Source organism: Mesorhizobium sp. M1365 (genome assembly GCF_040317865.1).
Classification (GTDB): domain Bacteria; phylum Pseudomonadota; class Alphaproteobacteria; order Rhizobiales; family Rhizobiaceae; genus Mesorhizobium.
Map to the genome: position 1 here is coordinate 1 of NZ_JAMYLG010000064.1, position 17,574 is coordinate 17,574.

At 62.9% G+C, this 17,574-nt stretch carries 25 protein-coding genes and 1 pseudogene; 15 read left to right on the forward strand and 11 right to left on the reverse strand.

Annotated features, from left to right (window positions below; translation table 11 throughout):
• Positions 1–151: 151 nt before the first annotated feature.
• Positions 152–1,039: a glutathione-dependent disulfide-bond oxidoreductase gene (gene yghU / locus NKH04_RS31375; RefSeq protein WP_352685185.1), complete on the reverse strand. Its 888-nt coding sequence runs from the start codon at positions 1,037–1,039 to the stop codon at positions 152–154.
• A gap of 43 nt (positions 1,040–1,082) precedes the next feature.
• Positions 1,083–1,289, reverse strand: coding sequence for a hypothetical protein (locus NKH04_RS31380; RefSeq protein WP_352981255.1), 207 nt, complete (start codon positions 1,287–1,289; stop codon positions 1,083–1,085).
• On the opposite strand from NKH04_RS31380, the gene NKH04_RS31385 reads away from it, so the two are divergent.
• Complete coding sequence (locus tag NKH04_RS31385; protein ID WP_023675699.1) at positions 1,288–2,193, forward strand: S1C family serine protease; 906 nt, start codon at positions 1,288–1,290, stop codon at positions 2,191–2,193. The two genes, NKH04_RS31380 and NKH04_RS31385, sit on opposite strands and share 2 nt — an antisense overlap.
• A 15-nt stretch (positions 2,194–2,208) precedes the next feature.
• Here NKH04_RS31385 and NKH04_RS31390 read toward each other — a convergent pair whose 3' ends face one another.
• From NKH04_RS31390 to NKH04_RS31410, 5 genes are all read right to left on the reverse strand, one after another.
• A complete protein-coding gene (locus tag NKH04_RS31390) occupies positions 2,209–2,820 on the reverse strand; it encodes a hypothetical protein (RefSeq protein WP_352780813.1) in 612 nt (203 codons plus the stop codon).
• A 41-nt stretch (positions 2,821–2,861) separates the two neighbouring features.
• Entirely contained in the window at positions 2,862–3,059 is a 198-nt protein-coding gene (locus NKH04_RS31395) for a hypothetical protein (protein ID WP_352472094.1), read from the reverse strand.
• A 209-nt stretch (positions 3,060–3,268) separates the two neighbouring features.
• Positions 3,269–3,451 (reverse strand): DUF3606 domain-containing protein, encoded by a 183-nt coding sequence (locus NKH04_RS31400; protein ID WP_023675702.1) that lies wholly within the window; start codon positions 3,449–3,451, stop codon positions 3,269–3,271.
• Between the two features lie 11 nt (positions 3,452–3,462).
• A complete protein-coding gene (locus NKH04_RS31405; RefSeq protein ID WP_352472092.1) occupies positions 3,463–3,771 on the reverse strand; it encodes a hypothetical protein in 309 nt (102 codons plus the stop codon).
• Entirely contained in the window at positions 3,768–4,127 is a 360-nt protein-coding gene (locus NKH04_RS31410) for a hypothetical protein (RefSeq protein ID WP_352820019.1), read from the reverse strand. Before NKH04_RS31410 ends, NKH04_RS31405 begins: the two co-directional genes overlap by 4 nt.
• A gap of 226 nt (positions 4,128–4,353) precedes the next feature.
• Here NKH04_RS31410 and NKH04_RS31415 point away from each other — a divergent pair, with 226 nt between their 5' ends.
• Positions 4,354–5,313, forward strand: coding sequence for a prohibitin family protein (locus NKH04_RS31415; protein WP_352465360.1), 960 nt, complete (start codon positions 4,354–4,356; stop codon positions 5,311–5,313).
• A 52-nt stretch (positions 5,314–5,365) separates the two neighbouring features.
• Here the strand turns inward: NKH04_RS31415 and NKH04_RS31420 are convergent, their stop codons facing one another.
• Positions 5,366–5,932, reverse strand: coding sequence for an RBBP9/YdeN family alpha/beta hydrolase (locus tag NKH04_RS31420; RefSeq protein WP_352820018.1), 567 nt, complete (start codon positions 5,930–5,932; stop codon positions 5,366–5,368).
• A gap of 112 nt (positions 5,933–6,044) precedes the next feature.
• Between NKH04_RS31420 and NKH04_RS31425 the strand changes: the two genes are divergently transcribed.
• Positions 6,045–6,518 carry an Lrp/AsnC family transcriptional regulator gene (locus NKH04_RS31425; RefSeq protein WP_352472087.1) on the forward strand — a complete coding sequence of 158 codons (474 nt, stop codon included), beginning with the start codon at positions 6,045–6,047 and terminating at the stop codon, positions 6,516–6,518.
• Here the strand turns inward: NKH04_RS31425 and NKH04_RS31430 are convergent, their stop codons facing one another.
• Positions 6,519–6,995, reverse strand: a complete 477-nt coding sequence (locus NKH04_RS31430) for an Lrp/AsnC family transcriptional regulator (protein ID WP_352920166.1) — start codon at positions 6,993–6,995, stop codon at positions 6,519–6,521. It lies immediately after the preceding gene.
• A gap of 155 nt (positions 6,996–7,150) precedes the next feature.
• On the opposite strand from NKH04_RS31430, the gene NKH04_RS31435 reads away from it, so the two are divergent.
• Positions 7,151–7,903 (forward strand): tryptophan 2,3-dioxygenase family protein, encoded by a 753-nt coding sequence (locus NKH04_RS31435; RefSeq protein ID WP_352816944.1) that lies wholly within the window; start codon positions 7,151–7,153, stop codon positions 7,901–7,903.
• Positions 7,904–8,172: 269 nt separating this feature from the next.
• The gene (locus NKH04_RS31440) at positions 8,173–8,604 is read left to right on the forward strand and encodes a DoxX family protein (protein WP_352816941.1); all 432 of its coding nucleotides are present in this window, start codon (positions 8,173–8,175) and stop codon (positions 8,602–8,604) included.
• A gap of 38 nt (positions 8,605–8,642) precedes the next feature.
• Here the strand turns inward: NKH04_RS31440 and NKH04_RS31445 are convergent, their stop codons facing one another.
• A complete protein-coding gene (locus NKH04_RS31445) occupies positions 8,643–8,948 on the reverse strand; it encodes a hypothetical protein (RefSeq protein ID WP_352920162.1) in 306 nt (101 codons plus the stop codon).
• 110 nt (positions 8,949–9,058) lie between these two features.
• Between NKH04_RS31445 and NKH04_RS31450 the strand changes: the two genes are divergently transcribed.
• The gene (locus NKH04_RS31450; RefSeq protein ID WP_352920160.1) at positions 9,059–9,286 is read left to right on the forward strand and encodes a hypothetical protein; all 228 of its coding nucleotides are present in this window, start codon (positions 9,059–9,061) and stop codon (positions 9,284–9,286) included.
• Between the two features lie 377 nt (positions 9,287–9,663).
• Here NKH04_RS31450 and NKH04_RS31455 read toward each other — a convergent pair whose 3' ends face one another.
• A complete protein-coding gene (locus NKH04_RS31455) occupies positions 9,664–10,491 on the reverse strand; it encodes a class I SAM-dependent methyltransferase (RefSeq protein ID WP_352920157.1) in 828 nt (275 codons plus the stop codon).
• A gap of 375 nt (positions 10,492–10,866) precedes the next feature.
• Here NKH04_RS31455 and NKH04_RS31460 point away from each other — a divergent pair, with 375 nt between their 5' ends.
• From NKH04_RS31460 to NKH04_RS31500, 9 genes and pseudogenes are all read left to right on the forward strand, one after another.
• Positions 10,867–11,271 carry a hypothetical protein gene (locus NKH04_RS31460; protein ID WP_352920154.1) on the forward strand — a complete coding sequence of 135 codons (405 nt, stop codon included), beginning with the start codon at positions 10,867–10,869 and terminating at the stop codon, positions 11,269–11,271.
• Between the two features lie 3 nt (positions 11,272–11,274).
• Complete coding sequence (locus NKH04_RS31465) at positions 11,275–11,673, forward strand: hypothetical protein (protein ID WP_352920151.1); 399 nt, start codon at positions 11,275–11,277, stop codon at positions 11,671–11,673.
• A pseudogene (locus NKH04_RS31470) lies at positions 11,651–12,268 on the forward strand (terminase large subunit domain-containing protein); the annotation flags it as partial. The gene NKH04_RS31465 and the pseudogene NKH04_RS31470, both read left to right, overlap by 23 nt.
• A 189-nt stretch (positions 12,269–12,457) precedes the next feature.
• Positions 12,458–13,354: a phage terminase large subunit family protein gene (locus tag NKH04_RS31475; RefSeq protein WP_502896439.1), complete on the forward strand. Its 897-nt coding sequence runs from the start codon at positions 12,458–12,460 to the stop codon at positions 13,352–13,354.
• 81 nt (positions 13,355–13,435) lie between these two features.
• Positions 13,436–14,527 (forward strand): methyltransferase, encoded by a 1,092-nt coding sequence (locus tag NKH04_RS31480; RefSeq protein WP_352541145.1) that lies wholly within the window; start codon positions 13,436–13,438, stop codon positions 14,525–14,527.
• Between the two features lie 36 nt (positions 14,528–14,563).
• A complete protein-coding gene (locus NKH04_RS31485) occupies positions 14,564–14,815 on the forward strand; it encodes a hypothetical protein (protein ID WP_352920147.1) in 252 nt (83 codons plus the stop codon).
• Positions 14,816–15,252: 437 nt separating this feature from the next.
• The gene (locus tag NKH04_RS31490; protein ID WP_352920145.1) at positions 15,253–15,795 is read left to right on the forward strand and encodes a hypothetical protein; all 543 of its coding nucleotides are present in this window, start codon (positions 15,253–15,255) and stop codon (positions 15,793–15,795) included.
• Between the two features lie 4 nt (positions 15,796–15,799).
• Positions 15,800–15,925: a hypothetical protein gene (locus tag NKH04_RS31495; RefSeq protein ID WP_352906155.1), complete on the forward strand. Its 126-nt coding sequence runs from the start codon at positions 15,800–15,802 to the stop codon at positions 15,923–15,925.
• Between the two features lie 249 nt (positions 15,926–16,174).
• On the forward strand, positions 16,175–17,374 hold the full coding sequence (locus NKH04_RS31500; protein ID WP_353045505.1) for an acyltransferase family protein: 1,200 nt from the start codon (positions 16,175–16,177) through the stop codon (positions 17,372–17,374).
• Positions 17,375–17,574 lie beyond the last annotated feature (200 nt).

Sequence of the window (17,574 nt, forward strand, 5' to 3'; positions counted from 1 at the left end):
CAATTTGCCGAGGTCAGCGCCAACGGAAGTCTCCCTCCCCCTTGTGGGGAGGGGTTAGGGGTGGGGGTCCATCGTAGAGCGAAAGCCTCGGCTTTCCATCTGCAATAGCCCTGCCCATTGTGGGGGGAGATCAGCAGTTTCAGTCGTCCGCTTAGCTTTTGGCCGCCGCGAGCTTGTCTTGCGTCCTGGTCTCGAAATCGCTGGCGTCATGGCGCTCGTGCAGTTGCATCGAAGGCTCGCCGAAGGTGCGGTTGACCATGCGGCCGCGCTTGACCGCCGGCCGCGCGTCGATGGCGTCGGCCCAGCGCTGCACGTTCTTGTACTGCTCCACCTGAAGGAACTCGCCGGAATCGTCATACATACGGCCCTTGGCCAGCCCGCCATACCAGGGCCACACCGCAATGTCGGCAATCGTATAGTCGCTGCCGCCTAAATACTCGCTTTCGGCGAGGCGTCGGTCGAGCACGTCCATCTGCCGCTTGGTTTCCATGGCGAAGCGGTCGATGGCATATTCGATCTTCGTCGGCGCATAGGCGTAGAAATGGCCGAAGCCGCCACCGAGATAGGGCGCCGAGCCCATCTGCCAGAACAGCCATGACAGGGTCTCGGCGCGAGCCGGCTGCTCCGTCGGCAGGAATTCGCCGAATTTTTCGGCGAGGTAGAGCAGGATCGAGCCGGATTCGAAGATGCGGACCGGCTTTTTCCCACTGCGATCCATCATGGCCGGGATCTTCGAGTTGGGGTTGACCTCGACGAAGCCGCTGCCGAACTGGTCGCCGTCGTTGATCCTGATAAGCCAGGCGTCGTATTCGGCGCCGCTGTGGCCGAGCGCCAGAAGTTCCTCCAGCATGATCGTCACCTTGACGCCGTTCGGTGTCGCCAGCGAATAAAGCTGCAGCGGATGCTTGCCGACCGGCAGTTTCTTGTCGTGCGTCGGGCCGGCGATCGGCCGGTTGATGCTGGCGAAAGCGCCGCCATTTGCCTTGTTCCAGGTCCAGACTTTTGGCGGCGTGTATTGGTCCGTTGCGTAGTCGTTCATTTGGGAGGCCTTTGGAAGGGTTGGGTTGGGAGGATATCAGATATCAACGTGGGCAATGGCGGAGGAACTTTGCATAGGGCAGCTTGGGATAGCCGTAGGTACAGATAGGGCTGCCGGCGCTGTTGCAAAACCCCGGCGCGAACGGCGCGGCGCCGGTCCACGCCAAAGCCGGCGCCACCTCTTGCGCCTGATCACCTGCGCCATACCTATAGCCCATATCAGCTGCGAACATTGCCAGGAACCAAAGCATGAATATCGAACCCCTTTTGCGATCCATCGTGGCCGTCCGCGCCACCGTGCCAGAGGACGCCTTCACGGCAAATACACTTGGCACCCGCCGCGAGGGCAGTGGCGTGGTCATCCGCGGCGACGGGCTGGTACTCACCATCGGCTATCTCATCACCGAGGCCGAGGAGGTCTGGCTGGCCGACCAGGACGGGCGCGTGGTTCCCGCCCATGCGCTCGCCTACGACCAGGAGTCGGGCTTCGGCCTGGTGCAGGCGCTGGCGCCGCTCGGGCTGCCCGCCATTGCGCTCGGCGATGCGTCCAGGGCCAAGATTGGCGATCCCGTCGTGCTCGCCGACGGCGTCGGCCGCTCCGTGCGGGCGCGGATCGTCACCAAGCAGGAATTCGCCGGCTATTGGGAATATCTGCTCGACGAGGCGATCTTCACGGCGCCGGCTCACCCCTCATGGGGCGGCGCCGGCCTCATCGGCGCGGATGGCAGGCTGCTCGGCATCGGTTCACTGCGCCTGCAGATGAGCCGCAACGGCGAGGTCGCCGACATCAACATGGTGGTGCCTATCGATCTTCTGCCGCCCATCCTCGACGATCTGCTGACGCGCGGGCAGGTCGCCAGGCCGCCGCGGCCGTGGCTCGGCGCCTTCTCGGCCGAGAGCGACGGCAAGGTCGTGGTGATGAGCGTCGCCGAGGGCGGTCCAGCCGCCCAGGCGGGCCTTCGCCAAGGCGATGTCATCTCGGATGTCCGCGACACGGCGGTCGATGGGCTTGCCGATTTTTATCGCAAGCTTTGGAAGAGCGGCCCGGCGGGTGCCGAGATCCCGCTCCGGGTGCTGCGCGATGGCCGCGAAACCTGGCTGCGCGTCAAGTCCGCCGATCGCAACAGCCTGCTGTGGAAGCCGCCGCTGCAGTGAGGCAACCGAAACCTCTCACTCTCCGCAAGCGCTGAAGCCAGTGCCCGGGGTCCATTCCGCGAATGCGATGACCTTGCCTTCGACCGATACGGTCGCTTGCCTGGTGCTGCCGTCCGCCAGCTTCTTGCTGCTTTTGCCCTTGCCGGTCAGCACATTGTAGTCGCAGTCGCCGGCAACATTGTCGTCCATGTAATCCCAATAATCGTAGGCAAAACCGGCGACGACGAACGTGCCGTTGCGCCAGGCGAGCGTCAGCGTCTTGTTGGTCCGCTCGCTGCCGATCTCCATCGCCGGAACATAGAGCTTGATCGAACCGTTGGGGAGCGCGGTGAGTTCGGGCTCGGTGTCGGATGTGGCGGGGCCCGGCCGGTCATAATCCTTCCATTCGCCGTAAATCTGTTCATGCACGACCCCGGCAGGTTTTAGAAAATCGCCATCGCGATCCTTGAGGAAAAAATACATGTCCATGGGATGGCCGGGCTCGGTCTCCACGATCATCGCCAGATCGGCGGCGCCGTCGCTGTTCCAGTCGCCGGTCGCCGCCGTGATGATCTTCTGCGTCTCGATCGGTTCTGCCAGGGCGGCGGCCGGCAGCAGCAGGACCAGACCGAATATTGTCGATCGCATGTAGATCCCCTCGCGCTTGGGCAGGCCTGAGAGCATGCTTCTCAGGAGGCCCGGCTCTGCCGCGTCTCGGAACGGCTCGTCTCGTTGAGCAGCCGGCAGAGCGAAACCGCTTCACGACGGCTCAGGCCGATCAGCGCGATTTGCGAAAATTGCGCCGGCAGATCGTGAACGATGTCCCACACCATCCATCGGCCGTTCGGCTCCATGACACATTCGTAGCGCAATAATTGTTCCTGCATCCGACCCCCCGGCTTTGCTCATCGGACTGGTACAGCGTCGAGGTAAATGAGTTGTTGCGCCGCGAGCGTATTCCGCGGCTGTCAAAACCAGGCGTTGAATCCCCACAAGGGCGAACCCGACAGGTCACGGCTGACGGTGCCGATGCTCTCGACAAGGCAGCAGGGCAGGGACGCTTCCGGCGTGAACGGCGGCCGCCGCCAGAGTTGGATCAGGCGTTGCGGCTCGCCATGTGCGCGTCGAGCTTCCTCCTCGAGGGGCCGTAACGCTTGATGATGGTCGCGGCCTCGCTTTGCGGTATGCCGTATTTGCGGGCAAAGGCAGCGACCTCGTAAGGCTCTTCGCCTGAGACCAGTTTGCGATCCTGCTTGGTCTTGGATTTGTCGTCGGCCATGGCGTCCTCCATCACATCTGGTCGTTATAGGGCTCCTTGGTCCGGCCGACCATCCTGGCCAGTTCGGCAAAGGACGGTACGCCGGTTTCACCCTGGGCATTGTTGGCCGCCTGCAGCAGCCTGAGCGGAAAGCAGACGGCGTCGCGGTTGGATGGCGACATGTCTTCATAGAGACGCTCCTCGCTGGTCATCGCCGCCTCGGCCCGGCGCAACGCCATGTCGACCTCGTCGACCGACAGCAGGCCCTTGTGGACCAGCGCGTTGTTGACGGCCGCGATCGCCATCATCAATCCTTCGAGCTGGAGATTGGCGACGTTCATCGTCTTGCGTCCTTGCCGGGCTTCTTGGCGGTGGCCTTGCCGTCTGGCCGGATCGCTGCGCGCGGCGGGTTCTGGCCCTCCGAATGCAGGGTCCTGTCGTCGAAATCGTCAGCCGGCCTAGTCAATCCCATGCCGCCGGGAGGTGGCTTGTTGCCGGCCGCATCCTGCGAAAATTCGTCGGCCGCGTCGCGGCTCGTCTTTGCCGGATATTTCCTCGCTCCGGTCTCGTAGCGGTTCGGGTCGTCGGCCATGTCCTGTGCTCCCGTTGCAATGAGCAGATAACTTTCATGCGGCGGCAGCGGTTCCGTGGCGAAATCGACCTTGCCGGTGCGCAAGCCTTCGCAATCTGCGACCACGACTACGAGGATTGCCCGAAGCGCAGAACCGATGCCGGACGGCAGAAGCAGACGCCAGGCAACGCGTCCCAGCCCGCAGCCGCGGCTGCAGGGGAAATCGGCTGGCCACCCTGAACCACCCGCCGGTCCGGCCGGCTGCCCCGAAGGTCTTTCCATATCCAGAGGATTGCAATGCCGCCACTATTGTGGGCAAAAGCAGCACGGGCAATCAGGTTGGGGTGGGGTGATGACCGAAACGCAAGGCAATTCAAGCCGTCCGCAGGGCAAGCCGGGGATGGCATCGGGGTCGATCGGTTCCGGCCTGATCGCACTCGTCATCGTGGCGCTCGGCGTCTTTGCGCTGTTTGGATCCTGGTACACGATCGATCAGGGCGACCGCGGCGTGCTTTTGACCAACGGAGCGCTGAGTTCGGTCGTTGATCCCGGACTGCATTTCAAGCTGCCGTGGTTACAGCGTGTCGAGAAGATCAGCCTGCGCCAGCAGGTGCTCAAATGGGGCTGCGAGAACCAGAACGATTGCAGCGGCCTGCCGGCCATGCAGGCCTATTCGCGCGACCAGCAACCGGCCGACATGCGCGTCACCGTCAATTTCCACGTGCCGGCCGCCGAAGTCAGCAACGTCTACACCAATTATGGATCGATCGAGGCACTGGCCGACCGCGTCATTGCCAGGAAAGCACCGCAGGAGATCAAGACGGTGTTCGGCCAGTACGACGCGGTGTCGGTTATCCAGAACCGGGCGAAGTTCAACAAGGACGTCGCCGAGGCCATCGCGGCGGTAACCGACGGCCCGGTGATGATCGACAGCGTGCAGGTCGAGAACATCGACTTCTCCGATGCCTACGAGCAGGCGGTCGAAGCCAGGATGACGGCGCAGGTCGAGGTGCAGAAGCAGGAACAGAACCTGCAGCAGGAAAAGATCAAGGCCGATATCGCCGTCACCCAGGCCAAGGGCCGCGCCGACAGCGTCAAGGCCGAAGCCGAGGCCAGCGCCTACAAGACCAGGGTCGAAGGCGATGCGACCGCGGGCGCCATCAAGGCTCGCGCCGCCGCAATCGCCAACAATCCGCTGCTGGTCGAACTGACCAAGGCGGAGAGATGGAACGGCGAATTGCCGAAGTCGATGATCCCGGGCTCGACCGTACCGTTCCTCGAACTCAGCACGCCTGCCGCAGCATCGAACTGAGGCGCGGCGCAAACCAGATCAGGGCGGCGGCGCGATAGCCGTCCTGGTGCGGTTACGGCTGAAGCACGGCGCCTCGGGCGATTGCTTGCGTTTGACCTAGAAAAGCTGTCAGCAGCTCCATTCCCGCCGGCCAGTCGCCGAGCCCGCTGTCGCCATTGATGTGGCGAAGCGGTCCGGCGATATGGAGATCGCTGCCCCATCGCTCGGATTTCGCCCTGGCATAGTCCAGCGAGCCGTAGGGATCGTTGGTGCTGGCGACAATCAGCGACGGAAAGCGAAGCCGTTGTTGCGGTGCGTCGGCGAAGGCCCGGGCGGAGGAGGGGAAGGCCGGCGACGCAGGGTCCGGAACCGCGACCAGCAACGCGCCGCCGATAGAGCGGGGGGAGATCCGCTGCCAGTGTACGACGAGCAGACAGCCGAGGCTATGGGCGACGAGCACCGGCGGTGTCCTTGCCTGGCATACAGCGGTTTCCAGCGCAGCCACCCAGTCGTCGAGGTTCGGCGCGTCCCAACTCGCCGGGTTGAACCGCCGCATCGCCGGGTTTGCCTGCTGCCAACGTGTCTGCCAGTGGGCTTCGCCCGATCCGCCGATGCCCGGCACAATGATGAAGTCGGTCATGCGAAGCCCTTCTTTCCTGATGCAGCGCGTGCAATTCTAGGTCTTCTCCCAGGTGGCGGAATGAGAGATCATCGGAAAGCAGCGACGAAATCCGATGGATTAAAGGGCGATCATGCGGAACGGCGATTATCGGCCAAGGCTCGACCCCACCGATCTGGCGATCATTGAGATCATGCAGGAGGATGGCCGCATCGGCATCTCCGAGCTTGGCCGCCGCGTCGGACTGTCCCAGCCCGCCACCTCGGAACGGGTGAAGCGGCTGGAGGAGCGCGGCGTCATCACCGGTTACAAGGCGGTGATCAATTCGGCAGCGCTCGGGCTCGGCACCATGGCGGTCATCCGCCTGCGCACCACGCATGAGCATATCCAGGCCTGCCTGAAGAAGTTCGCCCAATTGCCGGAGGTGGTCGAGGTGCTGCGGGTGACCGGCGAGGATTGTTTTCTGGTCAAGGTCGTGGTCCCGTCACCGCCCGATCTTGAAAGCATCGTCGACAGCATCGGCCGGTACGGCACGGTGACGACAAATGTGGTTCTGCGCGCCGAGCAACCGAAGCGGCTGGGACGCGAATTGATGACCAGGGCCTGACTATCGCTTGGTCTGCGCATGCCCGACGGCATTGGCGAACGAGATGCCGCCCTTGATCTCGCGCATCGCCATCGAGGTGATGGTGCGCCGCACGCCGGGCAGCCGGCTGAGCTCCTCGCGCAGCATCCTGTCGAGCGCCATCATGTCGACGGTGACGATCTGCAGGAGATAATCGGCCTCGCCTGTCGTGGCGTGGCAGCGGCGGATCAGCGGATGCTTTTTGACCGCCGCCTCGAAGGCGTCCGACAGTTCGAAATCGATCGACACCTGGATGAAGGCTTCGATGCCGAAGCCGAGCTTGGCTGGGTCGATCAGGGTCGAGTAGCCGCGGATGACGCCGGCGTCCTCAAGCGTCTTGACCCGCTTCCAGCACGGCGTCTTGCTCAAGCCGACCTCGTCGGCGAGCGCGGCAAAGGAGATGCGGGCCTCGCGTTCGAGCGCAGCTATGATCTTCCGGTCGACCGCATCCAGCATCATTCGTTCTTCCTATCCGCTTCAGACGCAGTGTTTGTCCTTCATTTTGCGCTAATCGAATAACAGAAAGGGACAATGTTCGGCAAGAAAGCGATTAGACTCGGGAACGGGATCCAACAAGCGCCTGCGGCCCAACGGCCGCGGCAAGGAGCATGGCCATGGACAAGCAGGATTATTATGCCCGCATCGAAACGCCTGAGATGCGCGACTATGGCGTCTACCTCAAATGCGACAGGCTGCTGGCCTGCCAGAAGCCGCTGGCCGAGATGGTGAATGCCGACGAGCTGCAGTTCCAGATCGTTCATCAGGTCGAGGAGCTGTGGATGAAGCTCATCGCCTATACGCTGGTCGATGTCGTTGATTTCCTGGAAAAGCAGGACACGCATCGCATCGTCACACTGATGGGGCGCGTGCACCGGCTGATGCGGCTGATGACGGCGCAGCTCGACCTGCTCGAAACCATGTCGCCCAAGGAATACCAGCAGATCCGGCTGCAACTCGGCAATGGCAGCGGCCAGGAATCGCCAGGTTTCAAGCAGCTGTTGCGCCTGCCGCCCGATCTGTGGCGGGCCTTCAAGGCGTCGTACCTCGACGACCGCGGCCTTTCGGTCGAGGATGTCTACGATACCGGCTACGATCACGGCGACAGCTATGTCGTTGCCGAAGCGCTGATCGAGTTCGACGAGCTGTTCCAGAAATTCCGTGCCAACCACCTCTATCTCATCCACCGCACGATCGGCCTCGGCGCGAAATCGCTGAAGGGCCGGCCGGTCGAATTGCTGGAAGCCGGCGCCCGCCACCGCTTCTTCCCGGAACTCTGGGACATACGCTGGGCGATGACCGACCGCTGGGGCAGCCAGTATGGAACGGTACGCGAGCCGATCAGCAAGCCGGGGGTCAAGTTGGGGTAGCGCAACCTTTCTTCTCCCCTTGTGGGAGAAGGTGGATCGGCGCGCAGCGCCGAGACGGATGAGGGGTGTTGGACGGAGTGCCGCCGGCGCCAAGCTGGAGCACCCCTCATCCGTCGCCTTCGGCGACACCTTCTCCCACAAGGGGAGAAGGGAAGGCGCCACTTTGGTGCCGGCGCTTGTATCTCTCAGGTTTTTCGGGGGATGATGTCGGGCTTGCGGCTGGTGGTGCGTCCTTGGGGCACAACCACCGTAACTCTTGGGAGGACATCATGACCTTGGAAACCGCTCAATCAACCGTTCAGTCGCCGTGGCAGACCGCGGCAATCCTTATCGCCCGCCTGATCTTCGCCGCCGTCTTCCTGATGGCCGTGATCTTCAAATTCATCGATATCGGCGCCACCGCCGGCTATATCGCGGCGGCTGGATTTCCGTTCCCGCTGTTCCTGGCCTGGTGCGCAGCCCTGCTCGAGGTCGTCCTCGTTCTATGTTTCCTGACTGGCGCCTTCTTCTCATGGGCAGCACTCGTCGCCGGCGCCTATGTGCTGTTCCTCGGCTTCGCCTTCCACGGGCCGTCGCACTGGGCCGGCAACCAGGCGGAGTTCGGCTTCTTCGTCGATCACTTTACCTTCCTGGCCGGGCTGCTGTTTGCCGCCGTGCACGGGCCGGGCCGCGTCCTGGCGCTGAGGCTTGGCAGGGGGTGATGCCAAGCTTGCTGCGGCGGTCATCCTCGGTCGCCGCGTCACATCTGGTCGTTGTAAGATTCCTTGATCTGACCGACCATGCGCGCCAGTTTCGAGAAGGACGGCATGTCCGTCTCCGGCTGACATTGATTGGCCAACTCCAGCAACCGGATCGGGAAGTTGACGGCATCGCGGCTCGACGCCGACATGCCTTCGGACCTTTCCTCGTTGGTCTCGCTGGCTTCGGCCTTGCGCAAGGCGATGTCTATCTCTTCGACGGAGACCACGCCCTTGCGGACCAGGACCTGATTGATCGATGCGATGGCCATCAGCAGGCCTTCGAGTTGCAGATTGGCGACGTTCATGGCTTTTGCTCCCATTGGCTGGGGTTCAAACGCGCGAATGCCTGTTCTGATCCGCGGCTGCGGCTGCTCGTCGGCCGGTGAGATGCCTCGGCAAATGGAGGAAGCGCCAATTGCCGACGCTGCGTTCGCGCCCACAAAGTGGCTGGCGGGTAACGCGAGGCGCCGAAGAGAAATTCGGTTTTTTGTCGCCGCGCCACATTTTGTTCTTGCTTTGTGCCGGCAGCTATGCTACTAATTTGGGTATGGTGCCAATTGGCTCCAACGACCCGCCCGCCGAGGCGGGTTTTTGTTTTTCAGGCTTCTTTTCGATCGAACGTTGCTTGTGTTGCCGGCTGTGAAGTCGGCGGGACAGCGCTCGGGACAGTACCCCCTCTGGCCTGCCGGCCATCTCCCCCTCAAGTGGGGAGATTGGCGGTTTCGGCGCTGCGCTCTTCCTGCAACGTTGGAGATTGGCGAAAGCCGGCGCGAAAGCCGATTTCCCCCCAAGTGGGGGAGATGTCCGGCGGGACAGAGGGGGGCGCGAAGGAATGCAGCCTAGCGGTCTTCTTGGAAGGTCAATCGGGAGGCGGACAAGGCGAGGCGCTGAACGGAATTCGCATTTTTCTGCCGCCGCGCGCCACATTTTGTTCTTGCTTTGTGCCGGCAGCTATGCTACTAATCTGGGTATGGTGCCAATTGGCTCCAACGACCCGCCCGCCGAGGCGGTTTTTTTGTTTCAGGCCGGTTTGGAGACGATCACGGCGAGCGACGCGAGTTTTCCGTCACTCAGGCTTCGGATGTAGTTGCGGCGGCGCTGCAGGAATTCCGCGCCCATGACGACTTCATTTGCCTGCTGCTGCGCCGGCGAGGGCACGATGCCGGAATTGGCTCTCTTCAGCGCCAGCTCAACATGTTCGCCGGTTTCGTCGACGATTTCGTCGATGCGAAATCCGGCATCGACAAACAGGGTTTTCAATTTTTCCCGATCGGCGAGGTGGCTGGTCGCCGCAGAAACCGCCCAGGGCATGGGATAGTAGGGCTCGCCGCCGGCGAGCACGGCTTCGGTCCAGATCAGCCTGCCTCGCGGTTTCAGCACGCGCCAGGCCTCGTCGATGACCGAGGCTTTGTTCTCGATGTTCATGCCCACATAGAAGCAGATCGCCGCATCGAAGGTGCTGTCGCCAAAAGGCAGTTTCGTTGCGTCGGCCTGATGGAAGCGAACTTTGTCTGCCAGTCCGCTGAGTGCGGTCAGTCGGCTCGACGCGGCGACAAAGGCTGGTGTCAGGTCGATGCCGTCGACCTCGCAGCCATAGGCCGAGGCCAGAAACCTTGCCGGCCCGCCAATGCCGCTGCCGATATCCAGGATTCTATCTGTCGGCGAAGGAGCAAGACGGGCCGCATGCTCCTGCGTGGCGGTCAGCTCGCGGCCATGGAACTGATCGAACGGATAGAGTTGCGCGGCCGCGAGTTTGCCGGCCGGGTCGGCGTCCGGGATCGCGGCCAATATGCGATCGACGATGCCGTCGCTGCCCTCGCTGCCGTAGTGACTGGTGACATTGCCCATGACGCGTTCCCCTCAAGCGCAACCACCATCCCATCAACGCAAGTCTCACGCAATGCCCCGCCTTTTTCGCCCCTCTTTCCATCCGTTCACCGACGGGGATGCGAGGTCGGCAGCGCATTTTTCTGCCGCCGCGCCACATTTTGTTCTTGCTTTGTGCCGGCAGCTATGCTACTAATTTCGGTATGGTGCTAATTGGCTCCAACGACCCGCCCGTCGAGGCGGGTTTTTCATTTCGGGCTCCTGTTCGACCGAATGTTGCGTGTGCTGCCGAGGTATGTCGGCGCGAATGAACGCGACCGACTATCCCGGTCCGCAATCACCTATCGTCCATAGATTTCCCAACGCGCCCGTGCGCCCACTTCAGAGAACATCCCCATGTCCAACCGTTACGCCACCATCATCACCGACGATGACGGCCGCGAGGTCGTCAGCGCCATTGGCGAGTTTGCCGGCGCCGCACCCTACGCACGCCATGGCCGCTTCGAGCAGGTCGCCGCCGGCGTGCGGATCGGCATGGTGCGCGGCGGTACCGTCGATGCGGTCGGCGGCTTCGGCTTCCCGTCGGAAGCACTCGACGGCAACGCGGTGGCAATTCTCAGGGCAAGGCTGAACGCCTTGCCTGACGCCGCTGCGATGAAGCCCGGCACGACGACTGATGCGAAACCCGCAAGCCAGCCGCGGAAGCCGAAGTCGGCACGCGCCGGCAAGAAGGCCAGGCCGCGCAGGCGCATCGTGCGGCCAGGCAACAAGAAGCCGATGTCCGCCGGGACGGCGGAGTAGGGCATGGCCAAGGCTCCTTCTACCGGCGATCCGCAGCCGCACGATCAAGCACCCGGCAGCCGAACCAGGCGGCCGAAGAAGACGCTGGCTGACGGCTTTCTCGAAGCGATCCGCGCTGATTTTCGCGCCCATGGCGCCGGCGTCATCGCCGAGGTGCGCGCCGAAAAGCCCGATCAGTATCTGAAGCTCGTGCTGTCGGTGCTGCCCAAGGATATTAGTGTCAACATCAACAATCTGGATGCATTGAGCGATGACGAAATCAGGCAGCGCATCCGCGGCCTCGAAGCCGTCCTTAGGCCGTTCCTCGAGAAGCCGGGCTTCGCAAAAGGCCTCGCAGAGCCGGGCGGCAAGGACGGAATATCTCAGCCTGCTGGCGGAGCTGGACCGCAGGCGCCGCACTAACCAGCTTGCCGCCTATCGGCCCTATCCCCGGCAGGCCGAGTTCCACGCCGCTGGAGCTACCAATCGCGAGCGCCTGTTCATGGCCGGCAACCAGCTCGGCAAGACCAGGGCCGGCGGCGCCGAGTGGGCGATGCATCTCACCGGCCGCTATCCAGATTGGTGGCAAGGCAAGGTTTTCGATTGTCCGGTTCGGATGTGGGCGGCCGGCGTCACCGGCGAAAGCACGCGCGACAACCCGCAGCGCATCCTGATCGGCCCGCCGCAGCAGCAGGCGGCCTGGGGCACCGGCATGATCCCGGCCGACGCCCTCGTCAGCACGATGGCGGGGCGGGCGCCGGGCGCGCTCGACAGCGTCGTGGTGCGCTGGGGCGGCGGCGGCGACGTCCAGGCCGGCGAATCGGTGCTGTCGTTCAAGAGCTACGAGAAGGGCCGCGAGAAATGGCAGGGCGAAACACTGCACGGCGTCTGGTTCGACGAGGAACCGCCGCTCGACATCTATTCCGAAGGGCTGACCCGCACCAACGCCACCGGCGGCATCACCATCGTCACCTTCACGCCGCTGCTCGGCATGAGCGATGTGGTGCTGCTGTTCTTGTCTGCGGGGGAGGTGGGAGGGATGGGGAGGGGGTGAGGCAAGTTCAGGAAAGAAGCATTCGCTCTTCTCATCCGTTGCGTTCCTTCGCGCCCCCCTCTGTCCTGCCGGACATCTCCCCCACGAGGGGGGAGATTGGCAATTTCACCGGCCGCGCTTTGCAGTCGACGTTGGAGGTTGGCGAAAGCTGGAGTGGCATCCGATCTCCCCCCTTGTGGGGGAGATGTCCGGCAGGACAGAGAGGGGCGCTGTCCCGCCATCGGAAAGTTCTTTGTCAAACAGCACCATACGTCCAGCGCCTGCCACCACGATTCAATGCCGCGAGGGCGCACAATGACCCGCCACGTCACCTTCATGACCATCGACGATGCCGGGCATTATACGCCGCAGCAGCGCGCCGAGATCATTGCCGCCTATCCGGCGCATGAGCGTGAGGCGCGGGCCAAGGGCATTCCGGTGCTCGGCTCCGGCCGCATCTTTCCGGTGGCCGAGGAGCTGATCGCCTGCGAGCCGTTCCCGCTGCCGCGCTATTGGCCGCGGCTCGGGGCCCTCGATTTCGGCTGGGACCATCCCTCGGCGGCGGTCGAGCTCGCCTGGGATACGGAGGCCGATGTCGTCTATGTCACAAAGGCCTGCCGGGCTTCGCAGCAGACGCCCGCCATGCAGGCGCTGACCTTGAAACCATGGGGCGAATGGCTGCCTTGGGCATGGCCGCGCGACGGCCGCCGCGAGACGCTGGAAGGTGCCGGCACCGCACTGGCGAAGCAATATTCCGCACACGGGCTGAACATGCTCGCCAGCCATGCGCAGTTCGCCGACGGTTCGGTCTCGGTCGAAGCCGGGCTGATGGAGATGCTCGACCGCATGCATTCAGGCCGCTTCAAGGTGTTTGCGACGCTTTTGCCGTGGTTCGAGGAGTTCCGGCTCTATCACCGCAGGGACGGCCAGGTGGTGAAGCTGCGCGACGATTTGATGGCGGCGACCCGCTACGGCGTGATGATGCTGAGGGAGGCGCAGGTCGACCCGGCGGTGTTCAAGGCCGCGCGGCGCAAGGCCGGGCAGGCCGATCCGCTGGGGGCGTTTCGGTGAGGAAAATCGGGAGGGAGGCAATGCGCTCCGGCTCCGATTGGAAAACTGTAGTGAACGTCCGTGGACGTGGTGTAGCATCGAATGATCCCGCTCAAGGGACGCATCGGCGTGGCCTCACGGGGGCGTTCGCCGATAGGGGAGGCTCAGATGCAAGACGGAATTTCTCCAGACCACATACTGCAAATTGGCTTTGGGTTCTGGCCAGCCAAGACATTGTTGAGCGCCGTGGAACTGGGACTCTTCTCGCTGCTTGCGGACGGCCCCAAAACGGGCCTCGAACTGCAAGGCGCGATGGGGCTGCATCCGCGCGCAACGTATGATTTTCTCGACACCCTCGTCGCGCTCGGATTGCTGCAGAGGGACGGCGCCGGTGAAACCGGCAAATACGGCAATACGCCATCGACCGCGCTGTTCCTGGTCAAGCGGAGCCCCCAATACATCGGTGGAATCCTTGAGATGGCGAACGCACGACTGTATCGGTTCTGGGGCGATCTCACACCGGCATTGCAAACCGGAAAGCCTCAAAACGAGATCAAGGAGACAGGCAAGTCGATGTTCGGCGAGCTCTATGCGGACCCGGCGCGCCTGGAGCAGTTCATGGACGCGATGAGCGGCATCTCCATGGGCAATTTCACGGCGTTTGCCGAGAAATTCGACTTTTCCAAATATAAGACGCTGGCCGATATAGGCGGCGCAACCGGGCAGCTTTCGGCCATCGTCGCGGCGCGGCATCCGCATATGCAATGCCGGACGTGCGATCTCGCCGATGTGCAGCCGATCGCCGAACGGCGCTTGAGGGAGCGCAATCTCGGCGGCCGGGTCATCGCCGAGACGATCGACTTTTTCGCGGACGAATTCCCCAAGGCGGACATCATCACGATGGGAATGATCCTTCACGACTGGAATCTCGAGAACAAGAAAATGCTGATCGCCAAGGCCTACCGTGCATTGCCGACCGGTGGCGCGCTGGTCGCCATCGAGAACATCATCGACGACGAACGCAGGCAAAACGGCTTCGGTCTCATGATGTCGCTGAACATGCTGATCGAATTTGGCGAGGCGTTTGACTTCACCGGCGCCCAGTTCACCGAGTGGTGCAAAGAGGCAGGGTTTAGTCGCTGCGAGATTATTCCGTTGGCGGGACCTGCAAGCGCAGCAGTGGCTTACAAGTAGAGGCTTGGCACCCGCGCGCAGTTCGCCGGCGGTTCGGTGGCGGTCGGGCCGATGCTTGGCCGCATGCAATCAAGCCGCTTCAAGATGGTTTCGACGCTTTTGCCCTGGTTCGAGGAGTTCCGTCTCTATCATCGCAGGGACGGCCAAGTGGTGAAGCTGCGCCACGATCTGATGGCCGCGACCCGCTACGGCGTGATGATGCTGAGGGAGGCGCAGGTCGACCCGGCGATGTTCAAGGCCGCGCGGCGGAAGGCTGGGCAGAGCGATCCGCTGGGGGCGTTTCGGTGAGGAAGTGCCGAAAAGCTTAGCCGGGCTCCTTAGCCCATTCGCCGCCGCTGCCATGATAGGTCTCTGCGGAGAGCAAGAAAACCTGTGCGCAGGTCGTGCACCGAAAGCGGTAACGAAGCAGATCGTCCCATGGTCCATCCGGGTTGAGATCCGAAAACGGGATGACACTCGACATAGGACCACCCGGTACTTCCTGCAGAATACCGTCGCGTATGGCCTCTTTGGCCATCGTGATCGCCGCCGCGAGACGACCGGTGCTAAAGATCGTACGGGTCTCCTCGATCGGCGCGCAGTTACTACAAGTCATGCGCTTGTTCCCATAGGTACATCCACAAGTCACAGGCCAAGGAAATCCAGACGGCAAAGAGAGTCAATCTAGCTTGGCGCCTCGTTTCCCTAGGGCTCTCCGCTTCGCAGCGTGCCGGAAGTGACCCAACATGATCCTCCGCATCATTCCCGCCACTTTGCGCGACCTCTCCTACATCGCTGCCAACCTCCGGCTCGAGGACCGCGCCGAGATCGATTGCCAGTTCGACCACTGGTCGCCGGCGCTGCTGGCGTTGACGGCGCTGCAGGGGTTTGCCTATGTCGCCGAGCTCGACGGCAATCCGGAGGCCGGCTTCGGCGCTGCCGAGCAGCGCAGCGGGCTGTGGATCGCCTGGAGCTGGGGCACGCGCCGCATGAGGCGCTGCGTCCCTGGGATTACGGAATTCTTTCAGGCCGTGCTCGGGCCTGAAGTTGCCGCGCGCGGCGCCTGGCGTGTCGAGGCCCGCGCCTTGGCGGCCAATCAACTAGCGCTGCGCTGGCTTGCCCGGCTGGGCGCGACGCAACGCTGCCGCCTGCCGGGCTATGGCCGGAACGGCGAGGATTTTCTGCTCTACGACTGGACAAGAGCCTCTCACTTTGGAGAAAACCATGTGCCTTTTTCAAAAGCCGCCGGCGCTGAAGCCGTTGCCGCCGACACCGACCATTGCCGATAAGGACGTGCAGGCGCGCGAAGCCGCCTTGCGGGCCCAGCTTGCGGCCAATGATGGCACCGCCGGAACCGTGAAGACCGATTTGTCGCCCAGTGAGCTCACCGGCCAGCGCCGCGTGCTGCTGGGGGTGTGACATGGGCGCCATGAGAAGAGTGTTCCGCAACCGGGTGCTGGCTTGGTGGTACTGGCGCCGGCACGCGCGGTTGGTGAAGAAGAGGTAGACGGGAGCTTGCCTGCCGGGATCGCGTAAGCCGCGATCCTTCGCGCCCCGGGTGTTCAAGTGCATGCCTCTACAATTGCCCTCAGATGTTCCGCCTTTTCCGTAACAACCGAGCGCAAATCGTGTTCCTTCCGCACGGTTGACATTCCTCCCTCAGCCGCCATGCTGCATTGCAACATGGCCATCGAGGAGTTCGGCATGACAGAAGCCGGGTCATCGCGCATCGAGTGCCTGGACGGGCTTCGGGCGCTCGCCGCGATCTGGGTACTCATCGGGCACTGCTTGTTGTTGACCGGCTGGCAGATTCCTATTCTTGGCGAACCGGACCTCGGCGTCGATCTGTTCATCATGCTGTCCGGCTTCCTGATGGTGTTCCATTACCAGCTGCGCCGGGACAACGAGCCCTGGCAAAGGCCGGAAACCTGGCTGAAATTCTGGACCCGCCGCTACTTCAGGATAGCGCCGCTGTTCTACGTCATGCTGTTCGTTGCCCTGGCGCTTGGCCCCTATCTCTACGGGTCGAGAATGGTCATCGACGAGTTCCTGCTGAGGTCGCCGCAGGCGCCCGAGCGTTATCTCGACAGCGGCCTGAAGAATATCGGCGCCCATCTGCTGTTCCTGTTCGGCCTGGTGCCGAATTTCGCCTATCGCACGCCGCTGCCCGACTGGAGCCTGGGCTTGGAGATGCAGTTCTACGCGCTGTTTCCGGCCATCATGCTGCTGGTGCGCAGGCTTGACTGGCTATGGGCGGCCATCCTGACCGCCGCGATCGGCAGCGCGATGGTGTTCTTGATGGGGCAGTTGTCGGTGCATTTTCCGATGCCGTCGTTCCTGCCGTTGAAGATGCAGATTTTCCTGTGCGGGATGCTGCTGGCGGGTGTCGTCCATCAAAGGCAGAAGCGGCCCTTCGTGCATCTGGCACTGGCCATGCTGCTGGCGGCGCTGCCCTTCGGCGGCGGCTATGGGCTGGGCAAGCTGTTGATGCGCGAAGCGCTCGTCCTGGGGTTCTTTGCCCTGGTTCTCTACCGGATGCTGCCGGGAATGGCGGGCATCGTGGCCAGAAAGATCGCCATGACGCTCGCCAACAGGTTCTTTCATTTGATGGGTGAGCTTTCCTTCAGCATCTATTTGATCCATCTGCTGGTTCTCCAGCCGGTGGCGGCTCTGGTCATCACCCAGTTCGGTCACGAATTGTCGTCGCCGCTGCGCTTCGCGGTCGTCACTGTCGTCGTCTTGCCGGTGGTGTGCCTGCTGTCCTGGATCACCTATACGCTGATCGAAGTGCCCGGCCAGAAGATGGGCCGTTTCGTGGTGCAGCGCTTTGGGCGCAAAGCCGCGCTGGAGACGACGCCGGCGGAATAAGGCGCTGCCGATCTCCCCCCTTGAGGGGGAGATGTCGCCGAAGGCGACAGAGGGGGTCGCCGATCCACGCGAGACGACCCCATCTGTCCTACCGGACATCTCCCCCTCAAGTGGGTGTTTGGACCGGAGACATCGCGAACAGGTGTGCGAGGACATCGCGAACAGTGCTCCATGCTATCTCTCGACGAGGTTGAGGTCGA

Bases quoted from the DNA above. Each gene is read 5' to 3' on its own strand.
- yghU (WP_352685185.1), bottom strand. From the start codon at position 1,039: ATGAACGACTACGCAACGGACCAATACACGCCGCCAAAAGTCTGGACC.
- NKH04_RS31385 (WP_023675699.1), top strand. From the start codon at position 1,288: ATGAATATCGAACCCCTTTTGCGATCCATCGTGGCCGTCCGCGCCACC.
- NKH04_RS31380 (WP_352981255.1), bottom strand. From the start codon at position 1,289: ATGCTTTGGTTCCTGGCAATGTTCGCAGCTGATATGGGCTATAGGTAT.
- NKH04_RS31390 (WP_352780813.1), bottom strand. From the start codon at position 2,820: ATGCGATCGACAATATTCGGTCTGGTCCTGCTGCTGCCGGCCGCCGCC.
- NKH04_RS31395 (WP_352472094.1), bottom strand. From the start codon at position 3,059: ATGCAGGAACAATTATTGCGCTACGAATGTGTCATGGAGCCGAACGGC.
- NKH04_RS31400 (WP_023675702.1), bottom strand. From the start codon at position 3,451: ATGGCCGACGACAAATCCAAGACCAAGCAGGATCGCAAACTGGTCTCA.
- NKH04_RS31405 (WP_352472092.1), bottom strand. From the start codon at position 3,771: ATGAACGTCGCCAATCTCCAGCTCGAAGGATTGATGATGGCGATCGCG.
- NKH04_RS31415 (WP_352465360.1), top strand. From the start codon at position 4,354: ATGACCGAAACGCAAGGCAATTCAAGCCGTCCGCAGGGCAAGCCGGGG.
- NKH04_RS31420 (WP_352820018.1), bottom strand. From the start codon at position 5,932: ATGACCGACTTCATCATTGTGCCGGGCATCGGCGGATCGGGCGAAGCC.
- NKH04_RS31425 (WP_352472087.1), top strand. From the start codon at position 6,045: ATGCGGAACGGCGATTATCGGCCAAGGCTCGACCCCACCGATCTGGCG.
- NKH04_RS31430 (WP_352920166.1), bottom strand. From the start codon at position 6,995: ATGATGCTGGATGCGGTCGACCGGAAGATCATAGCTGCGCTCGAACGC.
- NKH04_RS31435 (WP_352816944.1), top strand. From the start codon at position 7,151: ATGGACAAGCAGGATTATTATGCCCGCATCGAAACGCCTGAGATGCGC.
- NKH04_RS31440 (WP_352816941.1), top strand. From the start codon at position 8,173: ATGACCTTGGAAACCGCTCAATCAACCGTTCAGTCGCCGTGGCAGACC.
- NKH04_RS31445 (WP_352920162.1), bottom strand. From the start codon at position 8,948: ATGAACGTCGCCAATCTGCAACTCGAAGGCCTGCTGATGGCCATCGCA.
- NKH04_RS31455 (WP_352920157.1), bottom strand. From the start codon at position 10,491: ATGGGCAATGTCACCAGTCACTACGGCAGCGAGGGCAGCGACGGCATC.
- NKH04_RS31460 (WP_352920154.1), top strand. From the start codon at position 10,867: ATGTCCAACCGTTACGCCACCATCATCACCGACGATGACGGCCGCGAG.
- NKH04_RS31465 (WP_352920151.1), top strand. From the start codon at position 11,275: ATGGCCAAGGCTCCTTCTACCGGCGATCCGCAGCCGCACGATCAAGCA.
- NKH04_RS31480 (WP_352541145.1), top strand. From the start codon at position 13,436: ATGATCCCGCTCAAGGGACGCATCGGCGTGGCCTCACGGGGGCGTTCG.
- NKH04_RS31490 (WP_352920145.1), top strand. From the start codon at position 15,253: ATGATCCTCCGCATCATTCCCGCCACTTTGCGCGACCTCTCCTACATC.
- NKH04_RS31500 (WP_353045505.1), top strand. From the start codon at position 16,175: ATGCTGCATTGCAACATGGCCATCGAGGAGTTCGGCATGACAGAAGCC.